The 26316-nt window shown below is 38.7% G+C and carries 27 protein-coding genes and 2 tRNA genes; 14 read left to right on the top strand and 15 right to left on the bottom strand.

The genetic code is table 11. From position 1 onward, the window contains the following. Window positions 1–145 precede the first annotated feature (145 nt). A complete protein-coding gene (locus L990_RS18430) occupies window positions 146–1195 on the bottom strand; it encodes an endonuclease/exonuclease/phosphatase family protein (protein ID WP_052181157.1) in 1050 nt (349 codons plus the stop codon). Between the two features lie 151 nt (window positions 1196–1346). On the opposite strand from L990_RS18430, the gene L990_RS18425 reads away from it, so the two are divergent. Beyond that, window positions 1347–2030: a phosphoribosylformylglycinamidine synthase subunit PurQ gene (locus L990_RS18425; protein WP_047452451.1), complete on the top strand. Its 684-nt coding sequence runs from the start codon at window positions 1347–1349 to the stop codon at window positions 2028–2030. Here the strand turns inward: L990_RS18425 and L990_RS18420 are convergent. Then, complete coding sequence (locus tag L990_RS18420) at window positions 2027–3112, bottom strand: lysylphosphatidylglycerol synthase transmembrane domain-containing protein (protein WP_047452449.1); 1086 nt, start codon at window positions 3110–3112, stop codon at window positions 2027–2029. The two genes, L990_RS18425 and L990_RS18420, sit on opposite strands and share 4 nt — an antisense overlap. Window positions 3113–3187: 75 nt before the next feature. On the opposite strand from L990_RS18420, the gene L990_RS18415 reads away from it, so the two are divergent. The 5 genes from L990_RS18415 to L990_RS18395 all read left to right on the top strand — a co-directional run bounded on the left by L990_RS18415 (window position 3188) and on the right by L990_RS18395 (window position 5357). Next, window positions 3188–4120 carry a DMT family transporter gene (locus L990_RS18415; protein ID WP_197057340.1) on the top strand — a complete coding sequence of 311 codons (933 nt, stop codon included), beginning with the start codon at window positions 3188–3190 and terminating at the stop codon, window positions 4118–4120. Window positions 4121–4141: 21 nt separating this feature from the next. Then, window positions 4142–4759 carry a nitroreductase family protein gene (locus L990_RS18410; protein WP_047452447.1) on the top strand — a complete coding sequence of 206 codons (618 nt, stop codon included), beginning with the start codon at window positions 4142–4144 and terminating at the stop codon, window positions 4757–4759. 85 nt (window positions 4760–4844) lie between these two features. Then, window positions 4845–4917 (top strand) — tRNA-Gly (locus tag L990_RS18405). Between the two features lie 95 nt (window positions 4918–5012). Then, window positions 5013–5085, top strand: a tRNA-Gly gene (locus L990_RS18400). Window positions 5086–5153: 68 nt separating this feature from the next. Further along, window positions 5154–5357: a hypothetical protein gene (locus tag L990_RS18395; RefSeq protein ID WP_156121688.1), complete on the top strand. Its 204-nt coding sequence runs from the start codon at window positions 5154–5156 to the stop codon at window positions 5355–5357. Window positions 5358–5387: 30 nt separating this feature from the next. Here the strand turns inward: L990_RS18395 and L990_RS18390 are convergent, their stop codons facing one another. Next, window positions 5388–5912, bottom strand: a complete 525-nt coding sequence (locus L990_RS18390) for a hypothetical protein (RefSeq protein WP_047452443.1) — start codon at window positions 5910–5912, stop codon at window positions 5388–5390. Window positions 5913–6085: 173 nt separating this feature from the next. Here L990_RS18390 and dtd point away from each other — a divergent pair, with 173 nt between their 5' ends. Continuing rightward, complete coding sequence (gene dtd / locus L990_RS18385) at window positions 6086–6538, top strand: D-aminoacyl-tRNA deacylase (RefSeq protein ID WP_047452441.1); 453 nt, start codon at window positions 6086–6088, stop codon at window positions 6536–6538. Then, window positions 6538–6861: a nucleotide pyrophosphohydrolase gene (locus tag L990_RS18380; RefSeq protein ID WP_047452439.1), complete on the top strand. Its 324-nt coding sequence runs from the start codon at window positions 6538–6540 to the stop codon at window positions 6859–6861. The genes dtd and L990_RS18380 overlap by 1 nt, the downstream gene beginning before the upstream one ends. 80 nt (window positions 6862–6941) lie before the next feature. Here the strand turns inward: L990_RS18380 and L990_RS18375 are convergent, their stop codons facing one another. The 8 genes from L990_RS18375 to L990_RS18340 form a co-directional block, all read right to left on the bottom strand. After that, window positions 6942–8120, bottom strand: a complete 1179-nt coding sequence (locus L990_RS18375) for an acyltransferase family protein (RefSeq protein WP_047452438.1) — start codon at window positions 8118–8120, stop codon at window positions 6942–6944. A 168-nt stretch (window positions 8121–8288) separates the two neighbouring features. Beyond that, window positions 8289–9752: an O-antigen ligase family protein gene (locus L990_RS18370; protein WP_156121686.1), complete on the bottom strand. Its 1464-nt coding sequence runs from the start codon at window positions 9750–9752 to the stop codon at window positions 8289–8291. After that, window positions 9736–11073 (bottom strand): oligosaccharide flippase family protein, encoded by a 1338-nt coding sequence (locus L990_RS18365; protein WP_047452436.1) that lies wholly within the window; start codon window positions 11071–11073, stop codon window positions 9736–9738. Before L990_RS18365 ends, L990_RS18370 begins: the two co-directional genes overlap by 17 nt. An 11-nt stretch (window positions 11074–11084) precedes the next feature. Beyond that, window positions 11085–13181, bottom strand: a complete 2097-nt coding sequence (locus L990_RS18360) for a GumC family protein (protein WP_047452434.1) — start codon at window positions 13179–13181, stop codon at window positions 11085–11087. 2 nt (window positions 13182–13183) lie between these two features. After that, window positions 13184–13939 carry a TolC family protein gene (locus L990_RS18355; protein ID WP_081981820.1) on the bottom strand — a complete coding sequence of 252 codons (756 nt, stop codon included), beginning with the start codon at window positions 13937–13939 and terminating at the stop codon, window positions 13184–13186. Further along, a complete protein-coding gene (locus tag L990_RS18350; protein ID WP_052181154.1) occupies window positions 13936–15081 on the bottom strand; it encodes a sugar transferase in 1146 nt (381 codons plus the stop codon). The genes L990_RS18355 and L990_RS18350 overlap by 4 nt, the downstream gene beginning before the upstream one ends. Before the next feature lie 7 nt (window positions 15082–15088). After that, complete coding sequence (locus L990_RS18345) at window positions 15089–15451, bottom strand: response regulator transcription factor (protein WP_047452430.1); 363 nt, start codon at window positions 15449–15451, stop codon at window positions 15089–15091. 71 nt (window positions 15452–15522) lie between these two features. After that, window positions 15523–15870 (bottom strand): Hpt domain-containing protein, encoded by a 348-nt coding sequence (locus L990_RS18340; RefSeq protein WP_047452429.1) that lies wholly within the window; start codon window positions 15868–15870, stop codon window positions 15523–15525. 207 nt (window positions 15871–16077) lie between these two features. Between L990_RS18340 and L990_RS18335 the strand changes: the two genes are divergently transcribed. Further along, a complete protein-coding gene (locus L990_RS18335; protein ID WP_047452427.1) occupies window positions 16078–16581 on the top strand; it encodes a DNA-3-methyladenine glycosylase in 504 nt (167 codons plus the stop codon). A gap of 7 nt (window positions 16582–16588) precedes the next feature. Here L990_RS18335 and L990_RS18330 read toward each other — a convergent pair whose 3' ends face one another. Together L990_RS18330 and L990_RS18325 are read right to left on the bottom strand one after the other, a co-directional pair. After that, window positions 16589–17071, bottom strand: a complete 483-nt coding sequence (locus L990_RS18330) for a CvpA family protein (protein WP_047452425.1) — start codon at window positions 17069–17071, stop codon at window positions 16589–16591. A gap of 78 nt (window positions 17072–17149) precedes the next feature. Next, window positions 17150–17731: a DNA-3-methyladenine glycosylase I gene (locus L990_RS18325; protein WP_047452640.1), complete on the bottom strand. Its 582-nt coding sequence runs from the start codon at window positions 17729–17731 to the stop codon at window positions 17150–17152. Window positions 17732–17855: 124 nt separating this feature from the next. Between L990_RS18325 and L990_RS18320 the strand changes: the two genes are divergently transcribed. From L990_RS18320 to L990_RS18300, 5 genes are read left to right on the top strand one after another with little or no spacing between them, the layout of a single operon-like run. After that, the gene (locus L990_RS18320) at window positions 17856–18233 is read left to right on the top strand and encodes a PleD family two-component system response regulator (protein ID WP_047452423.1); all 378 of its coding nucleotides are present in this window, start codon (window positions 17856–17858) and stop codon (window positions 18231–18233) included. Beyond that, window positions 18226–19443: a YaiO family outer membrane beta-barrel protein gene (locus tag L990_RS18315; protein WP_047452421.1), complete on the top strand. Its 1218-nt coding sequence runs from the start codon at window positions 18226–18228 to the stop codon at window positions 19441–19443. Before L990_RS18320 ends, L990_RS18315 begins: the two co-directional genes overlap by 8 nt. 6 nt (window positions 19444–19449) lie before the next feature. After that, the gene (locus L990_RS18310) at window positions 19450–21471 is read left to right on the top strand and encodes an LTA synthase family protein (RefSeq protein WP_047452419.1); all 2022 of its coding nucleotides are present in this window, start codon (window positions 19450–19452) and stop codon (window positions 21469–21471) included. A gap of 4 nt (window positions 21472–21475) precedes the next feature. Beyond that, on the top strand, window positions 21476–22906 hold the full coding sequence (locus tag L990_RS18305; protein ID WP_047452417.1) for an ABC transporter permease: 1431 nt from the start codon (window positions 21476–21478) through the stop codon (window positions 22904–22906). Beyond that, window positions 22903–24336: a glycosyltransferase family 2 protein gene (locus L990_RS18300; protein ID WP_047452415.1), complete on the top strand. Its 1434-nt coding sequence runs from the start codon at window positions 22903–22905 to the stop codon at window positions 24334–24336. Before L990_RS18305 ends, L990_RS18300 begins: the two co-directional genes overlap by 4 nt. A gap of 74 nt (window positions 24337–24410) precedes the next feature. Here L990_RS18300 and L990_RS18295 read toward each other — a convergent pair whose 3' ends face one another. Together L990_RS18295 and L990_RS18290 are read right to left on the bottom strand one after the other, a co-directional pair. After that, window positions 24411–25133 (bottom strand): LytR/AlgR family response regulator transcription factor, encoded by a 723-nt coding sequence (locus L990_RS18295; protein ID WP_047452412.1) that lies wholly within the window; start codon window positions 25131–25133, stop codon window positions 24411–24413. A gap of 1 nt (window position 25134) precedes the next feature. Then, window positions 25135–26211 (bottom strand): sensor histidine kinase, encoded by a 1077-nt coding sequence (locus tag L990_RS18290; protein ID WP_052181153.1) that lies wholly within the window; start codon window positions 26209–26211, stop codon window positions 25135–25137. Window positions 26212–26316 lie beyond the last annotated feature (105 nt).

Below are 26316 nucleotides of genomic sequence, written 5' to 3'. Positions count from 1 at the left end.
GTTATCCCCTTTAATATCCGAGTTAAAAATAAGTATAAGTTTAATAATCCAAGCTAACCGTGCTTAAATTATATCTACAATCTACGAAAACACCTCCTCCATCACAATATCAAACAATTAAAAAACAAACAATTAAATATCAATTTTATTTTAAAACAAATTTCACCCGAAGTGGCTGATGATCGGAATATCGAAACCCATCCGCGATAACATCAACCGACAAGCCTTCCACATTGGGTGAGGCTAAAAAAAGATCTATGGTAGTGGTCATCGTCACTCCCTCTTCGTATGGCCTATTTAGAAATCTATTTGAGCTAACTTTCTTATCCCAAATCCAACTCCAACCAACAGGAAAGAAAGATCCAGATATTGCCCTAGGCGTAAAATTTTTCAACGCATCCTTATCTGCATTTTTTTGAACGTACCCGGGCGGATTTTGATTCCAATCACCACCAACAATCACCCAGTTTCCTTTTTTGTATTCGCTTAATGCAAAACTGCGAAGCATCTCCATTTCCATTTTACGGAGATTTCCATCATCGTATGCCGAGTTATGCGTATTTACCAAAACAAGATCCCGTCCACTCGGAGTCGCGATGCGAGTCTCCAAGAAGCATCTTTTAGGCATGAATAGCCCCGTAGGCCAAGGGTGCTTATCGGGATAGCTATGCCTTACTGCCAGCTTAGGCGTCACCGAACTCATTGTAAGAATTCCTGAATTAATCTTTCCGAGAGGGTTAGAAAGCGGCATAGGTACTAATTCCACAACATAATTTGAAGCAAAAAAGAAGCTATACGCAGGAAGTTTCTTACTAAATTCCAACTCTTGGTTAATACCATAACTCCGCTTTGATTCCCTATCAACCTCCTGCAGCAGGATAAAATCAGCATCTCCATTTTTGCTAAGCGCGTCCTTTACTCCTTCAATATTTTTCAACGTTTGCGACTTAGAAGTCCGCATTCTTGTTCCTCCATCATAGAAAAAGTCCATATCGCTACCAAGACCACAATACCCTACATTCCAAGATAAAATAGAAATTGTATCTTTAGATAAAACAGCATCAGTTGTGCCACTAAAAATAATTTCGGTTGACTTAAAATTAGGGATAGACTTCTCGGTGTAAACAAGAAAAGCCCCCACAATCAGAACTAAAATGAACAAAAACAGCAGTACATACCTTAATATCTTAGCCATACGATACAAAATTACATTACGACACCCTAATTTGTTAAAGAAACCAAATTACGCTGGCAATATCAAAAAAATAGAATAAAATTTTGACTAATAAAACAAAACATTCTGTTAACTTTGATTAACAGACAACAGCAAGTAACTTGATAGGCAAATGAGAATAGGCATTGTCAAAATTTTGGGATTTGACCAAAGTACTGTTAGAGTCATGGTTGAGCATTTCCATAACAGTACAGTTCTCCTTTCCGTAGAGGAGGAAATCCCTACAGATTTAAATCTTGTAGTAATCCCGTCGAATATGCTCTATTGCGAAAGCGTGGAGCTACAAAAACAAGTAGCAGCAGGTCCCTTATTCAAAAATCTAAGCAAGTATGCGAAACAAGGCGGGTTTATAGTTGGGATTCAAAGTGGGTTTCAGATACTCTGCCAAGCGGGGTTGCTACCTGGCCTTTTTACAAAAACAGAGGACTCGCGCCTTACCTGTAAGGTTGTTCATGTAATGTCTGATTTTAGAAAATCTGCCTTAACCTATCTTTTAGACTTAGACCACCCTATAAAGCTCTATCTTTCCCACTCTTTGGGACCCTACATAGTCGAAAAAGAAGAAGCTCTACCAATGAAAGCAAACGGCCAAATACTCCTTCGATACTGTTCTGAGAATGGGCTTATTAGCAAAGAGTCTGCACCTGACGGATCAACCGAATCAATCGCAGCAATATGCAATAAGAATAGAAATATTTACGGAATAACACCAAATCCTATAACCAGAAAACACTTCCAACAAAAAATGGATGGATTTGATCTAATGGATTCCTTTTTTAAAATGATCACCCGCTAATTGCTATGGTGGCGATTTAACTTTGGCAAATGAAACTTATGCTTTATCCACCTAGGAAGTATAAAAGCGCCTATAATAAGGTAAGGATAGTAACTTATCAACCTCCAAATAAATGCAAATCCAACAGAAATGCTTTTCTGTAAATCGCTTGCAACAGGAATTAAGTCGCCCAAAAATACGGTAAACACATACTCCGCAAAACCACTACCTCCTGGCGTTGGGCTTACCAGCATCATAATCCACATAACCATTTGACGAGCAAATATTAGCATCTGATCGTGCATTAAAAAGAACGCTAGCAATAGTGCATTTACCACAAAATAGCGAGAAGTCCACGAAAAAAAGGTTGCTCCAAAAGTTTTAACCCAAAACATCAAAGGTCTAGCGCTAAGATTTTTACTTGAAACCATAATCTCGCCAGCCACAATGGTCATTTTGTAGCGCCACTTACGAAGATACCTAAAGCTGAATATTTTTACCAAAAGCCACTTCAAACCTCGAGGGTTATAAAACAGACCATATGATAAAACAACGATGTAAACAAGCTTTACCAGATAGCCAACCAATGCTACTGTAAACAAGCCTTCAGCAAGATTTTCCGACCCCGGGATATCAAACAGTCTTGAATGACCAAAAGAAAAATAAAGAAGAGGTGCTATGAGTATAAAATAAACTTCATCCAAAAAAGAGGTCGCCATAACAATCGCACTGCTTTTTCCTATCGAGATTCCCTCCTTATGAACATATAAGATGGCAACACTGGTACCGCCAACCGCCGACGGTGTAACGGCCGAAGTAAACTCCCAAAGCATAATCACTCTAAAAGCCTGTTTCCATGTTAGGTGATTATCGGCCAACAACCTAATCCTAATCATGTATCCTAAATCTCTAAAAGCCATCAGAATTACAGCAACTCCCAACCAAAAAATAGAGTTCGAAGTAAAAGAAACAGATTTAAAAGCGTCAGGATTAAACTCTTGAATCATCATATAGCCAACCACCCCAAATCCTATAATGATAGGATAAATTACATTCGAAGTTTTAACTTTACCGATTGAATTTTTCTTGATCTCTTGGCTCATATGGTCTAACCATTTTTTCAAATGTAGCAAATTTGGTCAATAAAAATGACCATCACAGATAAACTTAACCAACAAATGATTTCATTAAAAGGAAATTCTACAAAGTTCTGGGCTTACACCGCAATTATCGGCGCAAACATTATCTGGGGAATCAACTACGTTGTTTCCAAAAAGGTGGTTCCTACCCATATCGATCCAGAGGCAATTACCATGTTCCGAGTTCTAGGAGCATCTTTACTCTTCTGGGTGGCATCACTGTTCTACAAATACGAAAAAGTTGAGATAGCCGACCTCGCCCGAATGTTTTTTGCAGCGCTATTTGGGGTTGCGCTCAACCAGTACCTATTCATAAACGGTATTGCAAAAACAACCCCCATTGATGCAGCCATCATTATCACCTTAAATCCCATACTAGTACTGCTGCTGTCGTCGTTATTTCTACACGACAAAATTACTTCATCAAAAATAGTGGGTATCATCATCGGTGGATTCGGAGCCATATCGCTAATCACCTACAGCGGAACGGTTTCTTTTGGACAGGAACATCTCCTAGGAAATATCCTAATCCTTGGAAATGCCACAGCCTACGCACTATATCTGGTAATTGTTAAGCCCACGATGTCTAAATACGGTTCCATCACAGTAATGAAATGGGTGTTTCTTTTCGGAATGCTACAGCTGACACCGATTTGCATAGGCCCTTTCATGAAGTATAACCTGCTTTCCCAAACTTCGTCGGTAATAGGAGACATAGCGTTTATTGTAATAGGCGCAACATTTCTTGCCTACCTATTTACATCGCTTGCGCTAACACACATAAAGGCAAGTACTGTAAGCATATTCGCCTATACCCAACCTGCAATTGCCGCTATTTTCGCAATATTTATAGGCATGGATGGCCTCAGCTGGATAAAAATGGGATCAATGATACTGGTGTGCATTGGAGTTTACATAGCCAGCCGCCCTTCCATTGCTATCCCATTTGTGAATTTAAAGAATAAGCCATAACTTGAGGAAAACTTCACCAATATGGATTTCCTAGATGTTGTACAAAAGAGAACAAGCATTCGATCCTTTTCGGACAAAAAAGTTGACGAAAGTACCCTACGCGAAATCTGTCGCATCGGAGGGCTGGCTCCTAGCATAAACAACTACCAGCCATGGCGCTTTGTTGCACTTACCAATAAGCCTATGATGTCCGCAATAGCGAACGCCATTGCAGACAAAATAGAGAATCTACCCGATGGTAATCATGAAATAGCGATTCCTGTTAAGCGGCAGGTAGAGTACTTCTCCACCTTTTTCGAAAATGCACCTGCGGTGATTTTCATATTTACATCTCCATACGAATCTGTTCTCGAAAAAGGGGTTGGCCTTTCGCATGACGATATCAATAGAATGAGAAACTACCCTGACATGCAAAGCGTGGGAGCATGTATAGAAAACATGCTACTTGGGACCGTAAACCTAGGTCTTGGTGCCTGCTGGATGTCATCGCCTCTCATTGCTAAAGAAGAAATTGCAAAAATACTCAACACAGAAAACAACCTAGAACTTGCAGGTCTTGTGGCTATTGGATATCAAAATAAAGACATTCCTCCTAAAACAAAAAAAGAAATTGACACTATTTTTGAATTTGTCCCATAATTGAATTTGCAGATATAAAAAATACACCTACCTTTGCAACGTCTTAGAAAAACAACGACAACAGGTTCTACTAAGATGTAACAATGCGGAAATAGCTCAGTTGGTAGAGCACAACCTTGCCAAGGTTGGGGTCGCGAGTTCGAGTCTCGTTTTCCGCTCTAAAGACAACCAAATGGTTGTCTTTTTTTTTACTATTTATCCACATTTCTCTATTAACAAATCAAAAACTTTCTTACTTTTGCCGTAACACCATGCGAAAGTAGCTCAGTCGGTAGAGCATCAGCTTCCCAAGCTGAGGGTCGCGGGTTCGAGCCCCGTTTTTCGCTCAAAAATAAATAGTTAGCCATTTATACGCTCAAAAGCGTGTAGATGGCTTTTTTATTTAAAATAAAGAATGATGATTGATTGCGCACTATACACTGTCAATATTGATTTTGGAGGAAACTTAAAGCTTTCCTTCTCGCTAACCGAATGGGAATACAAACGTTTTAACGAACTCCAAAACCAAGGATGCTCGGAACAACAGGCCATAAGCGTAGTTAAAAATGAACTTCGCAAAATGGGACATATCAAACATCCAACTTCACAGAATTACTAGTACGTTTCTGTCCTAAATGATGCTTAACAACTAGGATGAAAAACGCTTAACGAGCTTTAGTGCCCTTCCCTTCATTCCAACAGAAGGAGGTTCTGCAACAATATCCTCCAGCATTGCAATGTATTCTGGGATAAGTTCTGGGTAAACCTCGCAAAATTTTGCGATCATTTCCATAGCATACATACGCAAACCAACCGGCGCATCCCTCGAAACAATTGTATTAAAACAATCGTCTAATAACTCGCCTGAAAAATCAGCAGATAGCGGATGCTGCAGTAAGATCTTAAGTAGCTCCCTCTTTTTTCCTAAATGCTTAGTTGCAATCGTCATTTCTGCAACATCATGTAAGTAGGGAACTAAAAAACTCTCATGGGATTCGTTAACATACCCCAAAGCCCACACCGCTCGCCAAGCGTTAGGATGCGTAGAAATAGCAAAATCCCACAACTCCTTCATTCGTTCTGGATGTAGACAAACGGCTGCAGCAACCGCTGTAATTTCCTGCTTACAACAAGTTCTACCAAGAACCTCTTCAAAACGCAAATCATCCAACATCCTTAACACCGTTCTCGCTCTCTTCGTTTAATAAAAAAAGGCCATACACCTCCGTCTGAAATAAGTAGCATAGTTTTTCGGCAGAAGTATTTTGAGTAAATATAGAAGAATCTTTTCTGACCAAACAAATCAACTAGTTTTTATAATTTTGTAGATGATCAAAATATAACAGTATGAGAGCTGTATTACAGCGAGTAAGCAAAGCATCTGTGGCCATCGATGGCGATATAAGGTCTTCTATTGAAAAAGGAATTCTTATTCTTTTAGGAATAGAGAACAATGATACACAAGAGGATATTGAGTGGCTATCAGGAAAAATTACTCGTCTTAGAATTTTCGACGATAGTGATGGTATCATGAATCTATCTGTAGCTGATGCTGAAGGAGAAATACTTTTGGTTAGCCAATTTACGCTTCACGCATCAACAAAAAAAGGGAACAGACCATCTTACATAAAGGCTGCAAAACCTGATCTTGCCATACCCATGTATGAAAAGTTTATAGCCCAAATCGAAAAAGATCTAGGGAGATCTGTAAAAACAGGAGAATTTGGCGCCAATATGCAGATTGAACTTCTAAATGACGGCCCTGTTACCATCATAATCGACACCCAAAACAAAGAATAATGACAATAGAAGAGGCTCAAACAACTATAGATAAATGGATTAAAGAGTACGGCATACGTTACTTTAACGAGATGACCAACCTTGGAATACTGATGGAGGAAGTTGGCGAAGTAGCCCGCATAATGGTACGCCGATATGGAGAGCAATCGGAAAAAGAAAGCGATAAGAATAAAAGTTTAGAGGACGAACTTGCAGACATACTTTTCGTAGTAATGTGCATCGCGAACCAAACAGGTGTTAACCTTACAGAAGCACTCGAAAAAAATCTTCAAAAGAAAACGCTGCGAGATGCCGATCGACATAGGAACAACCCTAAACTCTAGAGAACAAGCAACCAGCTCTTCTCCTCACAACACACAATAATTACATCATGTTAATAGCAAATAATTAATATAACTCAGATTCACCTATCAAATTCCTCATTCTTGAGAGTAGCACTTTTTACGACCATAAACCTTTTCTTTAAATTGATAAACCACAACTCAAAATACCTGTACGATAACCAAGAAACCAACAACGTAAGAACTCCTGGTACAGTGTACATTAATACATTAAAACCAACCCAACTGGTATTATGCATATTTACCCCCATCAATAAACGAATTACGATAGCCAAACAAATGGTATGGTACATGTAAATTCCGTAAGATATATCACCCATTTTTTGAAGCCATGATGCATTTAACTTTACAGGACACAACGGATTTGTAGAGATATTGAGAATAGCAATAGTATAAGCAATTGCTTCCAATATGGAAAAACCAAGAAATGATACGTGAACCATTAGCGACCCTACAATAGCAAGAAAAGCTCCCCACATTACGATAGGATGGTAAACTAATTTCATCACATGCCGCATCCCTTTAAACAAAAAATATGCACCAACTGCACCAACAGCCATTTGCTCTATCTGCAAAAAACGCCATGCTGTATTTGCAAAATCCACATAACGAATCCACGAAGCATCCGAAAAATGTTGAATAGTCCAGATTAGAACTACAGAAACGAATGTTTTTAGAACGATAAATGCAACAAGAAATTTGAGAATATGATTCCTGAACCAACGAATTAGCCATGGCCAGAAGGCATAAAATTGCTCCTCAATTCCCACCGACCAAGCCTGATTACTCCCTAATACCAACGAATTTCCAAACATCTGTCGAGCAATATTAGGAAGAAGAACGAGATACAAAAATAGTTTTACATAAAAGCCTGTATAATGTTCGCCACTAATACCTGGTAAGGTTATAAAAAAGGGTAAAACAAAAAAGGTAAAGAGTACAACAAAGTAGTATAAAGGCCAAATACGCAACGTACGACGAATATAGAACTTAACAACATTGACAGTTCCTGTTTTTTCTATTTCAGCAAGCAACAGGTAAGTAATTAAAAACCCACTCAACGTAAAAAAAAGGGATACACCACGATGCCCTAACGAATCGATAAAGACATTCTTTCCCCAAACATTCGGCAAATTGGCAAAATATTTTGTCTGTTCAACATGGTGAATTATGACAGAAAAAGCCGCTATAAAGCGAATTCCATTTAAACCAGGAAAGTAGATTTTATCCGTTACTGCCATCCCTCTAAGATTTTATATAAAACAACAATAGATTGACAAAAGAAAAAAAAGAACACTTAATGTTGCTTAAAAAAGAACTATGTCTATCTGTTTGTATTTTTATTCAACCCGCCTCGTTCAATTCTTAACAAAAAACCATCGTCTTATTTAATAGATAAATAAGGCATACTATTCCTGAATGCTTTTTATTTGAACTTCATCCTTAATAGGCGAAGGCCATTTACGAGAGACTAAAATAAAACCGATACTTAAATAAATTATCGTTCCTGTTGGCATTTGAGCCACCACCATGTTTCCATAGCTAGCCACCACTACCCCTACAAAACCAGAATACAGTCCTACCAAACATGTGCGATGATACGAATATTCCATCCGCCAAAGAATCAGCCCACATTTTCCAATAAGGTATAAGAACATCGCGATGTCAATTATCAGACCAACAATTCCTGTTTCAGCCCAGACCCTCACAAAATGGCTATCAGTTCCCAAATCTGCCAAAAAACTGCCAGGCCTAAACCTTTGTCCCCAATAACCAGAGCTCCCAATTCCTTCGCCAATTGGCTTATTAGCAAGATATCCAACAAGAATTTTCTCCCTATTTTTGCGAACCATCAGAGATGGGTCATTAGGATCAAATGCCGAGCGCATGCGATTAATTTGATAGTTTGAGCTTAGTAAGGTGGTATATTTTAAGAAACCAAATGCTCCCCCCGCAATAACTCCGCCAATTACCAAAATCACAAATCGTTTGCTAAAAAGAAGATAGGTAAAAGCAGAAATTCCTAATAAAAATATAGCACCACGCGTTCCTGACAACCCCATCCCCCACATACTCAAAATAAAGAAAGTCAAAAACAACATTTTCTTTTTTAAAGATTGAGGATGAAGCATTACAACAGCACTAATTATGGCAGCATGAGCCTGTGCTGCACCAAACTGGCCAGCATCTGAATAGTAAGAAAATGCACGAAGTTTGCCCCATACAAAATGAGTGCTGGCGGCACCTCCATCAAGCCAAAGCTGCTCTGTCTGCGAAACTCCAATGTATATCTGTTTTATGGCCCACAGTGTACCTATCGAAGAAAAAAGCAACCATATCAAAATAAAACGCTCCAGATCTTTCGGTGTATTAAACACTAAAATACCTAGAGGGATCATGAAAAACATATAGAAAGCCAATCCCCTAGAAGCATAAAACCATGCTTCTGGACCAGGAGACAGCGGATTTGCAATCATTGCGACACAGTAAAAGAACCAAATACCAACTACAGCAAAAGCATCAAATGGGATTAAAGACCAAGGAGTTTTTCTAAAATGCTGAAAGAAGAAGGCCAAAAACGTCACTACAATTAAAAAATCAATACTCAAACCAAAAGGAAGCGCTGAATAGTATCTACCTAAGCCGCTAATAGCAAAACTCATTGAAATAATTGTGTAAATACCAACTCGAGGCTCTTCAAATACCCAAAAAAGATAAGCTCCTACGAGTGGTATTGCAACAAGAAGCAGCGCCCCCGTAAAACCTAGCATCCTTACCGCCATAAATGAAAGACCAACGACTGACGCTAGCAACAATCCCCCCCTAAGAGAATAAAGCCTCTCGCTACCGATGCTATCACGAAAAGCGTTCATAAAACACCCCCTTTTTTGACATTATAAAATACCAACCTCTCGTTATAACAGTAGAAAAATTCAAAGGCAAAAACCTCTTAAGAATTCTATACCCAACCAGCGCTCCAATAAATGTGTTAAGAACAGTCACCACCGCAACAGCTAAAAGCGACTTAAAGAGTAATATAGCAACAATATCTCCAACAATATTAATGGATGCCATTAACACCACTTTATAGAGATTATACTTGGGAACTCCTAAACTATCCAATGCAACACCAGTTAGCCGATCCATTGTAAGAAAAAGGCCATAAAGCATGTACACTCTAAAGATTGGAACTGCAACCAAGTATTGCTCTCCACCAAAAAGCAACACTAGCACTGAAGCAAACACCTCGCACACCAGTAGGAGAGGTATAAAAAGTAATGAAAGCATCCCTACATAGTCATAAAACAAAGATGTAACCGCAACCTTATCATTAACAGCAACCGCCTTTGACATACGGGGATATACCGTTGCTGTAAAACTTCGGAGAGGTATCTCAAATAACTCCGTAAGTTTAAGAGGAACGCTGTAAATAGCAACTGCACTAACCCCCATTGCTGGCATCAATCCCAAAATAAAGGTGTCAGCGCTTTTTAAAAGACTCGTACTAATGAGAGTTCCCATGCTAAATTTTCCAAAACGAAGAAGCTTCATTACCGCCTCTCTAGATGTGTGCAAAAGATGCCCCATACCATCCCAGCCGAGCATAGCACAGACTATAGAAGTAAGTAGTTGAGTCCCTATTTGAACAACAATTGTTATTTCAATAGAATTTCTTACAATAAAGAAATTAAAGGCAGCATACAGAAAAAAAGAAACGGAGGCAAAAGCCCTGATAAAAAGAATACGATCAAACCGAATATGCGCTTGAAGCAAACTAACAGCATTATTCATTGGAATATTAGCCAAAGCCATCCAAGGATACCAAATAAGAAATAAAGAAAATCCCGATTCCAAAACCTGCTTACCTCCCAAAAAATAGACAAGCCATAATAACACGTTAATTAGCAAAGTTGCTCCCAGTCCTATGAGATAGTTTGCCCCAACAAACGCTTTTTGCTCACTCTTGTCTACCCCTGAAAGATATTTAACGATGGACGTTCTGGTCAATCCAAAACGTAACATTTCGAGAAAAGCCCCTCCAGAAACGAACAGCATATACTTCCCAAAAATTTGGGTATTATAGCTTCGTGCCAGTATTGCAAAAGAAAGAAACGCAACGCCAGCAAACACCACATTCCCAAACATTGATAGAAAGTTGTGGTTTTTCCATACTGCTAATAGCAGGCTTTTCATAAACAGCCTATTTAAAACCTCTCCTTTCCGAAGAAATTAAGAGTTAGAATTCTTTTAGCCCAAATTCGCAACCGACTTCTTTTCTTCGGTAAATCACCTAAATAATGCTCCAAACCATCCTCTTCAACACCATTAAGAACAATAACTGGACGCTTAGAAGTTCCTTCGTTAAATACTAACAATGCACGAGCATCTGAAGGCCGCCATTCTCGATTGGCTCTTACCACCAAAATAAAAAGTCCTATAGATTTTACTATTTCTGATGAAACGGGAGAAAGAAGAATAGACGGCAAATCATAGATGAAAATATCTGTATCTGCTTCACGGGAAGATCGCATATTTTTTACATCATCCATTTTCGCTTTATATCCCATCTGATTCAACGTTTCAATCAGCTTATTGGAGATGGTTGTTCGCCCTTCTCCATCGATTGTACTTATAACTCCAACACGAATAGGAACCTCGTGCTTATGGTTAGCAACATCCCTTGCCATAATGCGCACAAGATGGGCTGCCACATCCTCCAGCCAAATTTTCCGCTTATACATATGAGGGTAAACTCCCATTACCTTCAACTCTATAAGCTTAGAAGCTCGCTCGGCAGTTCTTATGGATTTATCTAAAAACTCAAGTGCTATGATGATAGCAATGACCAAAAGCATGCTTCCGATAAAAGCAGCAGCCACAATCATTTTCCGATTAGAAGGTCGAGAAGTAAGCGGGAAAAGAGGCTTATCCAAAACCTTAATAGTAGACGACATTTCGACATCTTGCATCTTCAACTTGGCCATGTTCAACCCATGTAGTACAGACAAATACTGTTGTTCATTTATGTCTATTTCCCGCTCTATTCGTTTAATAGTTGCACCAACAGGAGCCAAGGATGCGTAAATATCCCTAAAATTTTTAAGGCGATTATCCATCACCTCTATTTTCGCTCTACTTGCCTCATTGCTTACCACGTAATCAAGCCATTGATTCAAAATTTTATCAGCAGCAATCCCCTCTACCGAGCTCTGCAATCTCATTGAACCAACTATGGATTCATTCAACTTACCAACTAAAGAGTCTATTTGCTTTTGATACAATCGCGTACGCCATGATTTTCCAACGTTAACAGAATCTCTCATATTTAATCGATTTTCTGTTTGCTTCAAATTAATGGCATACAACTCATTACGAAGCCTTACAATTGAATCGTTTTTGAGAAAAATTCTATCCCGAGCATTCATTTTATTTTCTAGGGCAAAAGCAGATGCGCGCGTCGACGCAAAATTCATCTTTTCTCTAACATAATCTGTTTCGAAATACTCCTTTTGTTCTGCTATATACCGTGTTTGCTCATTGTAGTTAATTACGCTATTATTCTTATAGTAGGCAAGTAGCCGATCCTCCGCATCGCGCAATCTAACCGACACTTTAGCCAACTCTCGCTCAAAGTATTTGACAACTGCATCAGTTTGCATTTGCCTAATCTGCTTGTAGTTCTTTATAAATACCTCTGATAATATCTTTAAAGTTTGGTAGGTTATACCAGGATCATTATTTACGTACGTAACATTCACCAAATCGCTATTTCCAACTCGCTTTATTCCCATCTGAGAGATGGCATTCAGGCTATAGTGTGGGTCATCGGAAGCCAATAAGTAGACAAGGAAATTATCACTATTTCTATTTTTAAAAGCAACAAAACGCTCGTAAGTTTGATTAGTATCACCATCAACAACCAGATCTTGTATCTCGGCAGGTATAGATTGCTTTAAGTTATGGTAGTTTTCCTTGGATATAAAAATAGGATGAGGCGCTTTGAGTGACAAGTTTTGCGCAAGTAGACGCAGGGCAACCTCTTCGTTGGTTTCCTTCGATTTTAAAATATTAATGAAATTATCAAATTGATTGTTTGTATTGAACATATCAATTCTAGAATTTCCATCTAAACTACCAATTGAGAATCCAGACGTGATTCCTGTAAAAATAGACAAGCTAGAGGTGTACTCCTTTTTCTCATTGAGTGTTGCAAAAATTGCCAACAGAGCAACAATCAAAGGAATTGCAACAATAACCTTTAGGTGACGTAGCAGTACTTTAATTAGCGTGGCAATGTCCATTGTTAGTTAGGTAAAAAGTAATAACCGCTAACTTCCTGAAGCATCTCTAGAGAAAGCCTCAGCGCAGCTAACGCCTGTTCATACTCCGTTTGATTTTTCATATGTGCATCCGCAATTTTCGATAAGTCGGACACGTTAATTTTGCTGTTTCTAAAATCAAGTTCACCAAGCCTTACGGCTACACTGGAAGTTTCCAATGCTCCAATTTTAACCTCTAACAAAGAATGCTGAAGCAACGCTTGGTTGTATAGCTCAATTATCGTCTTTCGCAAATCCTTTATCAGAACGTCCCGCTGTAGCGATGCCACTTGAATTTCCTTTTTGGCCATTTTTATATCCTTACCTCTACTAAATAAATTGAATATCGGATACTTAAAAGTAACACCACCTCCATATCTCCATTGAAAAGAGTTCGAATTCAAATCAGTATATACCCCGCTATTGAATGTGCTGGAGGTTATTCCAGTATTATTCGTGTACTGACCATAAGCCTCCACGTTAAGGTACTCCAACCATTGCTTTCGCTTACGAGCCAACTCTATTTGCCGTATCTCTATTTGTCCATCCTGAAGCTTTAATATGGGGGAATGCCTCAATGCAGAATCGATTAGCGCATCCAAAGGAGGCAAAAATCTAAACTGCGTTTCTGTAGAATCGACTTTCTTAAGAGGTTTTACAGGAATGGTTTTTGCTTGTCCAAAGGAGGCTAACTCTACAGCTAAAAGTAAAAACGTCAATATGGTTGATACCTTCATCATACGTTTTCTTTCTGTAAAAGTGCAGGTATTGTTTTCAAGATTATCTTTATATCATTCCAAAATGAGTAATCAAATGCATACTTATTGTCAAGGCCTTTCCTCTCCTCTTCAGACATGGAACCTTTCCCTCTTTTCATGGTTTGCCACAAGCCTGTAATACCTGCGGGCGCCATAAATCGTAAAATCCACTGATCTGAAGTAAGCAGCTCTGCCTCGTAAAGAGGCAACGGACGATTTCCAACAATAGACATATCCCCTTTTATCACATTTATAAGTTGGGGAAGTTCATCTATACTCGTATTACGAATAAACTTTCCGACTTTAGTTATACGCGGATCATCCTTTATTTTAAAAAATGCTGAAGCATTTTTTATTCTCTTTTTCTTTAAGAATAGGTTTTCACATATTTCCCCGCCATCAACCATGAGAATTGGAGAACAGGGCTGTCCCATCCGCTTACAATCTGGACATTCATCTTCCAATTCGCACTCTTTATCTGCACTATACTGATTTAAATGTTTTAGATCTTTAAGCCTAGCATCAGCGCCGGTATACATTGATCGAAACTTGTAAAAATCAAAAATCCGATATCCTGTACCAACCCTTTTGGAAGTATAGTAAACCTTCCCCTTCGACTCAATACGTATGGCAAGCATAACCAGCAAAAGAAATGGAGATATAATAAGCAAAATAGAACTTGCCACTACTATATCAAAAAGACGCTTAACTACAGGTATCTTATAATCAGACTGTAAAGCATCCTTTTTTGCTATACCCTGATGTTCTTTTAAGTAAACAACCCTCTCCTTAATATCCTCTGGACTCAGCTGATAAGTGTAGCCATCTGCAATGCCCAACTTTAGAAATTGCTTCACGTCTTCCTTCTTGAAATCCTTATCAATCAAAAAATAAGGCACATTAGATGTCCCATTAGTACGCAATCGTGTAACCAGCTCCACTCCATTCAATCCAGGGATGTTGTGTTCTGCAACTATTGCGTCAGGAAGCGCATTTACACAATCTGTCAAATACTTAAATGCAGAAAATCCATTTTCTTCCCGAACAACTCTAAAGTCAGAATGGCTTTCCAACTTTTGAATTGTTGCACTACTGCTTCCAATGTAAAGAACTTGAAGCACCATCTCATTCTTAATTTATTAAATTTTTTATCCGCAAATAAAGTTCCTCGGGATTGAACGGTTTTACGACATAATCACGAGCACCCATTTTTAAGAATTTTATGCGTTCAGCGCTATTTTCTAATCCAGAGAGCATTATAACAGGAATATCTTTAAAAAAACCGCTAGTTTTTAGCTGTTTTAAAAAGCCATCACCATCCATGTTAGGCATTTGGATGTCTGCAACAATAACGTCAGGAATATTCCCCTCCTGCATCCAAAGAAGAGCCTGCTCGCCATCATTCTTCATAGTAACACTATAGTATGAAGACAAATAGTGGTTAAGAAGTTTGAGAATGGTAACTTCATCATCTATAAGCAAGACCTTTTTCATCGGTAGATTCGTTTAAAAGCATTCACTTAATTACATCAAGATCAAACAAAAAAACATGCTACATCAACTTACTAAGCGAAACAGCGCTGCCTTTCCCGTTCTATTTGAGGTATCACCTCATTGACAAGAGTTCTAACATCACTAAACAATTCCTGCAAATGATCATATTCTGCAGTAATACGGCAAGAATTCTCCAACTCTTCCAACCCTTTTCTGATGGTTTCCATTCCAAAAATACCAACTGAAGATTTAAACTTATGGGCAGATTTACCAGCCTCAGAGATATTGTTTTGGGCCAAATAAGTTTGAATTTGGGATAAAAATTCGGGAGCTTGATCGAGGAATGTTTGAAACATATCAGCTTCAAATTCCTTATCGCCATTTGAATAGCTTTTCAACTCAGTTAAATCATAAAGCATAACACTACATTTTAATTCAACGATATCCTCACAAAACTGCTAAACAACTAGGCAAAGAGCCGTGTCACTCAAAAGTGATCTAGTTAAATTAAAACCCAAATACGATTAGTTTGGTTCAAAAATACAGGCAATAATCAATACCAAGTACCCGTAAAAACGCCATCACTTGCCAAGAAAATTTATCTTAGCACACCAAATAGCAACCTCATGCGATTATTAGAAAACATATATCAACAAGATGCGCTAACACTAGCACCTTTGCTGCTTGGGAAAATACTGGTAAGAAAATTTGAAGATGGATCTGAACTCCGCCTAACCATTAACGAAGTTGAAGCTTACAGAGGAGAAGATGATGGCGCTTGCCATGCTCGATTTGGTAAAACGGAACGTAATTCTATAATGTACCAAGAAGGAGGCTCCATTTACATGTTTCTCATCTACGGCATGTACTGGATGTTGAATGTCGTAACAGGCAGCATAGATCATCCGCAAGCAATACTCATAAGAGGAGCAGGTAGATATAATGGTCCAGGGAAGCTAACAAAAGCACTGAAGCTCGACAAGTCCTTTTACGGTGAAAACCTATCAAGATCCGAGCGATTATGGATTGAGGATGCCCCAATGATAGAATCCTTTCAAACATCGCCTCGAATTGGGATTGATTATGCTCCCCTAGAGTGGAAAATAAAGCACTGGCGCTTTTTTATTTAATGGAAAACTAAACCAAATCTCTAACAAAAGGGAAAGCCCAAGGAACAATTCTCCACATATCAAATAATTTTGAATCAGCAGTTATATGCTCTGGAACTACTTTTACTATTCCATTCAACGTAGATAAGAGCCACAAAACGGCACAAACAATAAGAAAACTTTTTAGCAAACCAAAGGCCAGCCCCAAAATACGATTAGCAGTGCCAACTGAAGTCTTTTCAAAAGATTTGCTTATAATTCGGCTTGCAAGATGAAGCAATATGAACACCCCCATAAAAATAATTAAAGATGCAACCGCCATACTCCATTTTGCGCTAACCTTAAAATGCTCGCTAACCAACAAAGCAATCCAATCTGAAAAAATGAAAGCAAGGTATATACCCAAGAACACAGCCCCAAAACTAATTAGCTGAGTCAAAAATCCTTTTATATAGCCCGATATAGCCCCCCACGCAAGTAACGCTAATACAATTATATCTATAAAATTCATGCCGAATTATGATGTTCGCTCAAAAATAGCAGAAAAGGATGAACCATGAAAAGTAATATCCACATTTTCTCAAAGTCGTTACTCTTCCCTTCTCACCAATAGCTGAACAGCCTTGAAGCAAGGACAAGCTACTAAATGATCATTTACCAAACCTGCGGCCTGCATATGCGCATAAATAGTTACAGGACCAACAAACTTAAAACCTCTTTTTTTCAAATCTTTACTGAGTCGCTCTGCTTCAACAGTTTTGCTAGGCAATTCGTCTAACGTTCTAAAACCATTTTGAATAGGTTCACCTCCTACAAAACCCCAAATGTATGCAGAAAAAGAGCCAAACTCCTTTTGCACCTCGAGAAACCGTTGAGCATTATTTATGGCAGCCTCAATTTTTTGCCTATTCCTAATAATTCCAGCATTTTGCATAAGATGCTCCACCATTTCTATTCCAAATAACGCCACTTTCTCTGGATCGAAACCAGCAAAAGCCAGCCTGTATGCTTCGCGACGATGAAGAATTGTCTTCCAGCTTAAACCAGCCTGAGCCGATTCCAATGTCAGAAATTCAAAATGCTTAACATCATCATAAACAGGTACACCCCACTCCTCATCATGATACTTAACCATCAGCTCATCGCTTGCGGTCCATGGACATCTTTCCATTTTTTGCATTTTTAAGTTCAAAAGACCTCAATTAATCCACACCAAAATAAACATATTTTAAAAAACAGTTGTTTATAGGATGTGAAATAATGCCTTTATAGCTGTTTTAGAATTGTACTTTAACATGAAGATACTTGTTGTTGAAGACGATATTGTTACGCTAAAAGCCTTAGAATATAGGCTGAAGTTGGAAGGTTTTGAAGTTATTGTGGCAAAAGATGGACGACATGGAAAAAAGCTCATCCAAACTAAAAAGCCAGATATCATCATTTCCGACATACTAATGCCTCACACCAACGGAATAGAGCTTCTCTCGATGGTACGACATGAAATGAAGCTGGACGTTCCCTTCATTATAATAACTGCATTAGGACAGAAAAGCAACATGGATAAAGCGATAGAGATTGGAGCAACCGATTACGTTGTAAAGCCTTTAGATACCAATGAGCTTATTTCCAAAATAAAGGAATATGAAATCTTAAAAAACGGCAGCAATGAATAAAATAGCAACAATCATAGTATTTACATTATTAGTCTTAGATTGCTTTTCTCAAAGCACCGAATCGTCATACGAGCAGGTAAAGCAACTTGCTAAAGAAAAAAAATACGATCAAGCAGAAAAACTTTGCAAAGAAATTCTGGCTAAAACAGACGACGGTGATGTACGTTTTTACCTAGGTCTCATCTACTCTTGGAGTGGACGATACGACGACGCCCGAAACGAATTTCAGAAATTAGAACAAACTCGCCCAAATAGCCTAGAGCTGACGAATGCCCAATACAACGTAGAGTATTGGTCTGGAGATTATAGTGCAGCAATTACGATCCTCGATAAAAGCATCAGCAAAAATCCGAACGAATTAGATCTTCTGATAAAAAAAGCGAAGATGCTAAACAATTTAGGGAAAAGAAAAGAAGCCTCTGCAACCATAGAAAAGGTTTTGAATAAAGATCCAGCCTCACTAGAAGCAAGGCTAGTATACGCTCAAATAAAAAATTCCAACACCCAGAACACAATATCGGCAAACTTTACTTACGATTTTTTTAGCGATAGCACAAATCCATGGTACTTCTCTTATTTACAGTACAGCAGAAAAACTCGTATAGGAACTGTAATTGGAAGAGTAAACTATGCAAACAGATTTAACTCTAATGGCTTTCAAGCTGAAGCAGACTCCTACTTATCCTTTTGGAAAGGAGGATACACCTATGCCAATATTGGATTTTCAGGATCCAGCATATTCCCTGATTTTCGATGTGGACTCGAATACTACCACAACCTTCCTCATTCCTTCGAAGCATCTCTTGGTTTTAGATATATGAAATTCTCTTCTTCCGACGTACTTCTTTACACAGGTACTGTTGGCAAATACTACAAAAGCTACTGGTTCTCTATTCGACCTCAATTTCGATTTCGCAATGGAGATGTTTCCTATTCCTTCAAGTTAGCTTCACGCAGATATTTTTCCGACCCAGAAACCTACATTGGTGTTGAAGTAAATTTTGGAACAGCTCCTGATTTCGATCACCAAAATATTGACTATTCGTACCTCGCACGACTAAAATCGTGGGGAGCAAAAATTGTCTATAGCCAAAGGCTAGGACAGCTTTGGGTGATTAGTAGCAAGGTGGGATTCGATAGAAATGAGATAATCAAAAATTCCTATCGCAACCAGTATACCCTAGATGTTACCATTGCAAAATCATTTTAAACAGCAATGACAATAAAAAAAGTTTCGAACGTAGACCGATTGATAGATGCATCGTACAGCTATCTAAACAACACATTATCGTTGTTGTCCATATTCCTGCTGCTGCGCCTTTTCGAAATATTTGTCTTAACCACATCCTTTTCGCTTAATGATGATGCGCTAAGGGCAAATCTTCAAGGCTTTTTCCACGACACTTACCTCGTACTAAAGATTGCGGGAATACTACTTATTCCTTACTATACATTATGCCTCCTTCGAAAAAAAATTGCTGAACTTTTTTTCCTCACAGCAGGCATAATTGCAATAATTGCTAATCTTGCTCTTCAACTATATTTTGCCACCACCAAAGTGCTATTAGGCTCTGATATATTCAGCTATAACACGGAAGAACTAAGCGAGATTCTTCGTTCTTCTAACTCTATGAATATTATAAATATTATACCATTCATTGTTTTCCCTATTCTATTTGTTGCTCTTTGGCACTATATCGGAAAAGTAAAATTCGTAAGAGGTATATATTTTTTATTCTACCCTTTACTTGCAGTAGCCATCATTACAACAAACTACTCGACTGCACAATCTGCACCAAATGGCAATAGATTTAATACGTTTATAGCCTCCAATAAGTTGGGCTTTTTTACCCAGCGCACAATGGATTACATTAAAGAAAGCGAGCAAATGAATATCGCCCAAACGGAAGGGCTAAAAGAAGACGAAGCTTACCTAAAAGGCGAAGTTAAAACTATTGACAAAAAATACCCTCTTCTTCATCTCGACGAAACACGTAACGTTCTTGCCCCTTTTTTCGATACAGCCAAAGTAAAACCAAACTTAGTTATAATCTTAGTTGAAAGTCTCGGGAAAGCCTACAGCGGGAAGAATGCGCGTTTAGGAAGTTTTACCCCCTTCTTAGATTCTTTATCTAACCAAAGCCTTTATTTTGAACATTTTTTAAGTACCGCGGGGCGTACTTTTGCGGTTTTACCATCTATGCTAGGTTCGCTACCTCTTCCAATCAGGGGATTTGCGTCTCTAACCGATCGTATGCCTAATCACAACACACTTTTAAGTATACTAAATGCCAATGGGTATTCCTCGAATTTTGTATATGGTGGTGATGCCAATTTTGACGATATGGCCTTCTTCTTAAAAAGACAGGGCGTTGAAAAAATAGTAGACCTAAAAAGCAGCTGGCCCAACAAAAGTAAGCTTCCACCAAACGACCAAGGATATAGTTGGGGCTACGGAGATAAGGATATCCTCCAAAAAATAGTTGAAATAAATAGCAATGCAAACAAACCATTTATAAGCATTGCCCTTACACTTGCCATGCATGATCCTTTTAGAGTTCCTAATCAAAAGTATTATAACCAGAGATTTCAAAAGATAGTGGAACAAAGAAAGCTAAGCGATGATTTAAAAGAAAAAATTCTACCCTACCAAAGCCAACTTGCTTCAGTCCTCTATTTCGACGATGCGCTCCGCAATTTTTTTGTAGAGTTTAGCAAGCTGCCTAGCTATAACAACACAATATTTGTAATTACAGGCGATCACAGTATGCCTGAAATTCCAATATCAACTCAACTCGAAAGATTCAGAGTACCATTAGTTATATACTCACCTATGCTAAAACGAAGTGCTAACTTCAAATCTGTTTCAACACAGTTTGATGTAACACCGAGTTTACTAGCATTCCTAAAAGAAAGGGCCTCCATATCTACACCAAAGTATGTCCACTGGATTGGAATGGGACTAGATACCGTCCGAAATTTTAGAAATATCCACAATGTTCCATTAATGGAGAATAAAAATGAACAAACAACCTACCTAAGTGGGTTATATCTTATCTCTATGAACCGATTGTACGAAATAACCCCAACTATGGATCTTGCAGAATCAAACAACACGAAGCAGCAGACGAAGCTTGCCAACTATTTAAGCTCGTTTAAAAAGATGTGTGCCTACACCTGCTCAAACAATAAACTCATGCCAGACTCTCTACTTTTTACAAACAGAATAAAAAAATAAGAGAATGACAGCCTTACATAAGAGAGATTTTTTAAAGAAACATCGCGATGTTTTTATTTCAGGATTGGCTGCAATTCTGGGGATAATTCTCTTTTATCTATTTATTCGCACAATAGGTTTCAAAGCGGCTTTTCTAATACCTATTGTAGAAATATTTTACAAAACATTCACCGTATTACTAATTGTATTTGCGGTAATCATCATTGTAGCCAACAATAAGAAAAATAAGTATATCATTTCAAACTACTCACTAATTGCCATCTACATTGTTTCGATTTTAATTTTATTTGCATTTATAGTAACGACAACCATCCATTTCCATCTATCCGTTGGTGGGATATACTTCTTTTTGAGAGATAATTTTGAATTCCCACCAATTAGTAAGGTGCTCTTCTATTCAATTTTTGTCAGCATGCTTGCTGGGTTAATATTTTTCCTAATAACCCTAATGGCAAGGACAAAGGGCATTGGGCACCAAATTATAAAAAAGATACACTACGAAAACTACTACAGCAATATACTCGACTATATCTACGGCGATAAGCAAACCAAATATCTTGCGCTTAGCAAGATGAAGCACTATCTTTCGAACGATTTCATTATTCGTAGTTTTATAGATACGCTTAACATGTTCAACTTAAACTTTAAAGGAGAACTTAAACAGCGTACTCACGACCTTTTTTTCGAGCTAAACCTAAACACTTTTGTTCGCAAAAAACTGCATGCGATTAGAACAAGCCGAAAAATATGGGCAATAAAAACCCTATCCTCCTTTAACGACATAGACTCTACCGACCATCTAAAACAAAAACTACAGGAAAGCAGCAATAAGTACGTTAAATTTGAAACGATTCTGGGACTTATCCGCTTAAATCAAATAGACTACGTACTCGAATATCTTTCTGAATCTAAGGAGTTTCTTGTCGGTTTTGATGCGATAAAGATTATTACGGCGATACGCCTACAAAACAAAGCTATAAAAGACTACGGGTTTCTTCTGAAATCCAAAAATGAAGGCGTCATTATTTTAGGCCTAAATCTTATCCACGAATACTACGAAGAAGAGCACATCCCTCTTGTAAAAAAGATGCTGCTACACCCAAACATAAAGGTAGCAAGAGCAGCCATGAACACCCTCATGAACTTAGACTACGTAGACTACGAAAAGCATATTGTAGAAGCAATAGAAAATGCACCATCGGAAAATAAAGTAGAGCTACTCTACTCCATACAACCCTATTTTTCAGAAGATTCTCTGCTTTGGGCTCGAAATATGATGATCAATGAAAAAGAAAGAGAGATGAAGATGCTCATTCTGCAAATGATGCAAACCGTCATAACCAAACAAGAAGTCATCATTGGAATGTTTGATGAGCCTCAAAAACAAGAAATTAAGACTCTAATGAACGACAATACGAAAGGGGTATCCAAATGAACATCACTTTTGAGAGTATAAACCACATTATCGAGATTCTATTTCTAATAATTTTGGTGGGAGTAGTTATATCATACCTAACGCTTGCCATTGTCTCTGTTATTGCGCTGCGTAAGCACCAAATAAAGGGTCGATACAAACCAGTAAACGACCTCATATCCTCTAAATATCTACCCGGAATCACCATCGTTGCCCCAGCCTATAACGAAGGGAAAACAATTGTCGAGAACGTTCGTTCTATTCTCTCGATAAGCTACTCCGATTTCGAAATAATTATTGTAAACGATGGTAGTAAAGACGATTCGTTGAACAAACTCATCGAAGCCTTTAACCTTGCCCCTGTAAAGTATGTTCCAACAGCAACGCTCGAGACAGCACCAGTCAGAGCCGTATACAAATCACGAAACTTAGCATACAGTCATTTAGTAATTATCGATAAGGAAAATGGAGGCAAAGCAGATGCACTCAATGCAGGAATCAACCTTTCTACAAAAAAGTTGCTGCTATGCATCGATGTAGACTGCATTATAGAAAACGACGGGCTACTAAAACTTGTAAGACCATTTTTGGAAGAAAAAGACAAGCAAGTGGTGGCTGTTGGAGGTGTTATTCGTATTGTCAACTCGTGCGAGGTAAAAGATGGCAAAGTAGTACAGGTTAACCTACCTGATGGCTGGCTCGAACGCTTCCAAGTTCTCGAATATTTCAGGGTATTTACCCTTTCTCGAATGGGATGGGCTTACCTCCGTGGACTACTAATCATTTCAGGAGCACTAGGTATGTTCGACAAAGATATTGTAGTTAAGGCTGGAGGTTACCGTCATGGAATAGTTGGCGAGGACATGGAGCTGGTGGTAAGAATTCATCGCTATATGCGAGAAGTCGCCAAGAAAAAATATGTTGTCGACTTTATACCAGACCCTCTTTGCTGGACAGAAGCTCCATCAGACGCCAACGTGCTCTCTCGTCAACGAAACAGATGGAGCCGCGGCTTTATCGAATCAATCTTCGCTCACCGAAAAATGATGCTTAATCCTAAATTTGGATTTATTGGACTAGTAAGTTTTCCATACACCGTATTTATGGAGTGGATACTTATTCCTATCGAGTTTTTGGGTATTGCTTACGTGCTTATTACCCTCTCAATGGGGCTACTAAATATACCATTTTACATTTTCCTCTTTATAGTAGTCTACTCCTTCTTCTTGATGATTACACTACTATCTATCCTTTCCGAAGAGATAACCTATCACCACTACAACCGCAAAATAGATTTGGTGAAGCTGATGCTAATGGCCATGGTAGAACCCTTCTTTTACCATCCTCTTAACTTTTACTGGATGGTAAAAGGCAACTTCGACTATTTCTTTAGAGGCAAGCGAGAGTGGGGAAAGATGGAGCGACGTGGTTTCGACGAAAATATAATCTAGTAAGCAGCTATCTAAATACATCTAAATACATCAAAAGCCAAACAAAAATAGTTTGGCTTTTAACTAATTATCCTCTATTCCTGATTCAGGATTTGCTCAACCAACGTTTTGTAGCTACGCCCAATAGGTATCTGAATCTTTCCAATCATAATGGTTGTACCTGAGAAAGCCGTAATCTTATCGGTAGATACAATAAAACTCCGATGAACCCTCAAAAACAAGTTTTCTGGCAACTTTTCCTCTATTAAGGAAATTGAGGAGTAAGAAGTAATCTCACGATTAGTGCAAACAATTTTCACATAGTTACCCTGGCTTTCGATATATAAAATTTCGGACAGGAAAATTTTTTGGGTAATCTTATCCTCCCGCACATATATGTACGGTTCCGATGCTGCATGCGAGTTTCCAGCCTGAGAAGCAAGCACAGTGCTCGACGAAATAAGACGCGAAGCCTTGTCTATAGCGCGAAGAAACCGTTCGAAAGGAATTGGCTTTAACAAGTAATCCACCACATCCAAATCATAGCCTTCGAGGGCATACTCGCTGTAGGCGGTTGTAAAAATAACCTTCGGCTTATTATGAAGCGATTTTAGAAACTCGATTCCTGTAAGCTTTGGCATCTGAATATCCAAAAACAGCAGATCTATCTTGTTTTGAGAAAGGATACTGAAAGCCTGAATCGCAGAGTTGCACTTGGCAACCAGCTCGTACCCATCCATACGCGAAAGGTACTCCTCGATGATGTCGGCAGCAAGCGGCTCATCGTCTACAATTAAGCAGCTGATTTTTTTGCCCATACTAGCTTAGTTCTATTTTTAGTTTACATAGATACGAAAATCCATCGGTAATTGCCTTAAGGTCGTAACGGTTGGGGTACAACAATTCGAGCCTCCGCTTCACATTTTTCATACCCACACCATGAGGCCCCTTATCTGCTCCTTGGCTGGCCGTATCAATGCTATTTTCGGTATTCATAATCAGGAGCCCCTCTTCCACCTTAATGTCGATCAGAATCCAGATGCTGTCGCCAACAGGAGCAGAAGCGTGCTTAAAGCAATTTTCAATAATTGGGATAAGTAGCATTGGCTCGATAGTCATTGCCGCCACATTGCCATGCACGGTAAAACGAATTTCTGAGTCGGCAGGCAAGCGCAACTTTTCAAGGTTGATGTAGTTGCTTATGTGATTCAATTCCTTATCCACCGATACCCGCGCTACGTTTGATTCGTACAACACATAGCGCATCAGCGCACTAAGCATTAGCACCACCTCTGGAGCCCTGTCCGATTTCTTTAAAACCAACGAGTAAAGGTTGTTGAGCGTATTGAAAAAGAAGTGAGGATGAATTTGTGTTTTTAGGAATTGTAGTTCAGTCTCCAACTTCTCGCGCTCGAGCAATTCGCTGCGCTGCATATTACGGTAGCCATGCTCCACTATCTTTATCACCAACGGAATTATGAGCACCGTGTTAATATCTACCATGGCTGATAGAGCCTCGAAGCGATTGATGGTTGTCGGCTTGGCTATAAATATAGACAGCACCTGGGAGTGCACAAAATCTTGTAGAATAAGCAGCAGCGTTCCGCACAGCATCATCACCAGAAAGGTAGCAAGAGTAAATAGCAGCAACTTTTTTTTAAACAACAACCTCGGAACAAGCAACATCAGCACCGTATAAACGGCCAGCAGCTTAGGAGGAAGCAGCATCAGCTCATTGAGTAAAACCGTTTGGTAGTCGTTTTTATCAGACCCCCAGAAAAAAGTAAAAAACATCACGGTTATCCCCCAGTACAGCAAATGGCGGAGCCAGCGCTTGTTCAGCAGGGCGTTAATTCGATTGCTTTCCGTAATGTCGTAAATGCTCATCTCTTCCATCAAATTGTTCGTTGATAAAGTTATAACAACCGTATGTTAAAGAGTAGCCTACAACCACCGCGCCACCTTTTTTTATACAAAAACAAAGATTAGAGGGATTAACAG

The organism is Alistipes sp. ZOR0009 (assembly GCF_000798815.1).
Lineage (GTDB): Bacteria > Bacteroidota > Bacteroidia > Bacteroidales > ZOR0009 > Acetobacteroides.
The sequence above is the reverse complement of the archived record's forward strand: the minus strand, read 5'-3'. Positions and strand labels throughout refer to the sequence as shown.

Bases quoted from the DNA above. Each gene is read 5' to 3' on its own strand.
- L990_RS18345 (WP_047452430.1), bottom strand. From the start codon at position 15,451: ATGAAAAAGGTCTTGCTTATAGATGATGAAGTTACCATTCTCAAACTT.
- L990_RS18315 (WP_047452421.1), top strand. From the start codon at position 18,226: ATGAATAAAATAGCAACAATCATAGTATTTACATTATTAGTCTTAGAT.
- L990_RS18305 (WP_047452417.1), top strand. From the start codon at position 21,476: ATGACAGCCTTACATAAGAGAGATTTTTTAAAGAAACATCGCGATGTT.
- L990_RS18410 (WP_047452447.1), top strand. From the start codon at position 4,142: ATGGATTTCCTAGATGTTGTACAAAAGAGAACAAGCATTCGATCCTTT.
- L990_RS18390 (WP_047452443.1), bottom strand. From the start codon at position 5,912: ATGTTGGATGATTTGCGTTTTGAAGAGGTTCTTGGTAGAACTTGTTGT.
- L990_RS18325 (WP_047452640.1), bottom strand. From the start codon at position 17,731: ATGGAAAGATGTCCATGGACCGCAAGCGATGAGCTGATGGTTAAGTAT.
- L990_RS18360 (WP_047452434.1), bottom strand. From the start codon at position 13,181: ATGGACATTGCCACGCTAATTAAAGTACTGCTACGTCACCTAAAGGTT.
- dtd (WP_047452441.1), top strand. From the start codon at position 6,086: ATGAGAGCTGTATTACAGCGAGTAAGCAAAGCATCTGTGGCCATCGAT.
- L990_RS18395 (WP_156121688.1), top strand. From the start codon at position 5,154: ATGATGATTGATTGCGCACTATACACTGTCAATATTGATTTTGGAGGA.
- L990_RS18350 (WP_052181154.1), bottom strand. From the start codon at position 15,081: ATGGTGCTTCAAGTTCTTTACATTGGAAGCAGTAGTGCAACAATTCAA.
- L990_RS18365 (WP_047452436.1), bottom strand. From the start codon at position 11,073: ATGAAAAGCCTGCTATTAGCAGTATGGAAAAACCACAACTTTCTATCA.
- L990_RS18340 (WP_047452429.1), bottom strand. From the start codon at position 15,870: ATGCTTTATGATTTAACTGAGTTGAAAAGCTATTCAAATGGCGATAAG.
- L990_RS18425 (WP_047452451.1), top strand. From the start codon at position 1,347: ATGAGAATAGGCATTGTCAAAATTTTGGGATTTGACCAAAGTACTGTT.
- L990_RS18310 (WP_047452419.1), top strand. From the start codon at position 19,450: ATGACAATAAAAAAAGTTTCGAACGTAGACCGATTGATAGATGCATCG.
- L990_RS18430 (WP_052181157.1), bottom strand. From the start codon at position 1,195: ATGGCTAAGATATTAAGGTATGTACTGCTGTTTTTGTTCATTTTAGTT.
- L990_RS18290 (WP_052181153.1), bottom strand. From the start codon at position 26,211: ATGGAAGAGATGAGCATTTACGACATTACGGAAAGCAATCGAATTAAC.
- L990_RS18420 (WP_047452449.1), bottom strand. From the start codon at position 3,112: ATGAGCCAAGAGATCAAGAAAAATTCAATCGGTAAAGTTAAAACTTCG.
- L990_RS18320 (WP_047452423.1), top strand. From the start codon at position 17,856: ATGAAGATACTTGTTGTTGAAGACGATATTGTTACGCTAAAAGCCTTA.
- L990_RS18335 (WP_047452427.1), top strand. From the start codon at position 16,078: ATGCGATTATTAGAAAACATATATCAACAAGATGCGCTAACACTAGCA.
- L990_RS18300 (WP_047452415.1), top strand. From the start codon at position 22,903: ATGAACATCACTTTTGAGAGTATAAACCACATTATCGAGATTCTATTT.
- L990_RS18380 (WP_047452439.1), top strand. From the start codon at position 6,538: ATGACAATAGAAGAGGCTCAAACAACTATAGATAAATGGATTAAAGAG.
- L990_RS18330 (WP_047452425.1), bottom strand. From the start codon at position 17,071: ATGAATTTTATAGATATAATTGTATTAGCGTTACTTGCGTGGGGGGCT.
- L990_RS18415 (WP_197057340.1), top strand. From the start codon at position 3,188: ATGATTTCATTAAAAGGAAATTCTACAAAGTTCTGGGCTTACACCGCA.
- L990_RS18375 (WP_047452438.1), bottom strand. From the start codon at position 8,120: ATGGCAGTAACGGATAAAATCTACTTTCCTGGTTTAAATGGAATTCGC.
- L990_RS18295 (WP_047452412.1), bottom strand. From the start codon at position 25,133: ATGGGCAAAAAAATCAGCTGCTTAATTGTAGACGATGAGCCGCTTGCT.
- L990_RS18355 (WP_081981820.1), bottom strand. From the start codon at position 13,939: ATGATGAAGGTATCAACCATATTGACGTTTTTACTTTTAGCTGTAGAG.
- L990_RS18370 (WP_156121686.1), bottom strand. From the start codon at position 9,752: ATGAACGCTTTTCGTGATAGCATCGGTAGCGAGAGGCTTTATTCTCTT.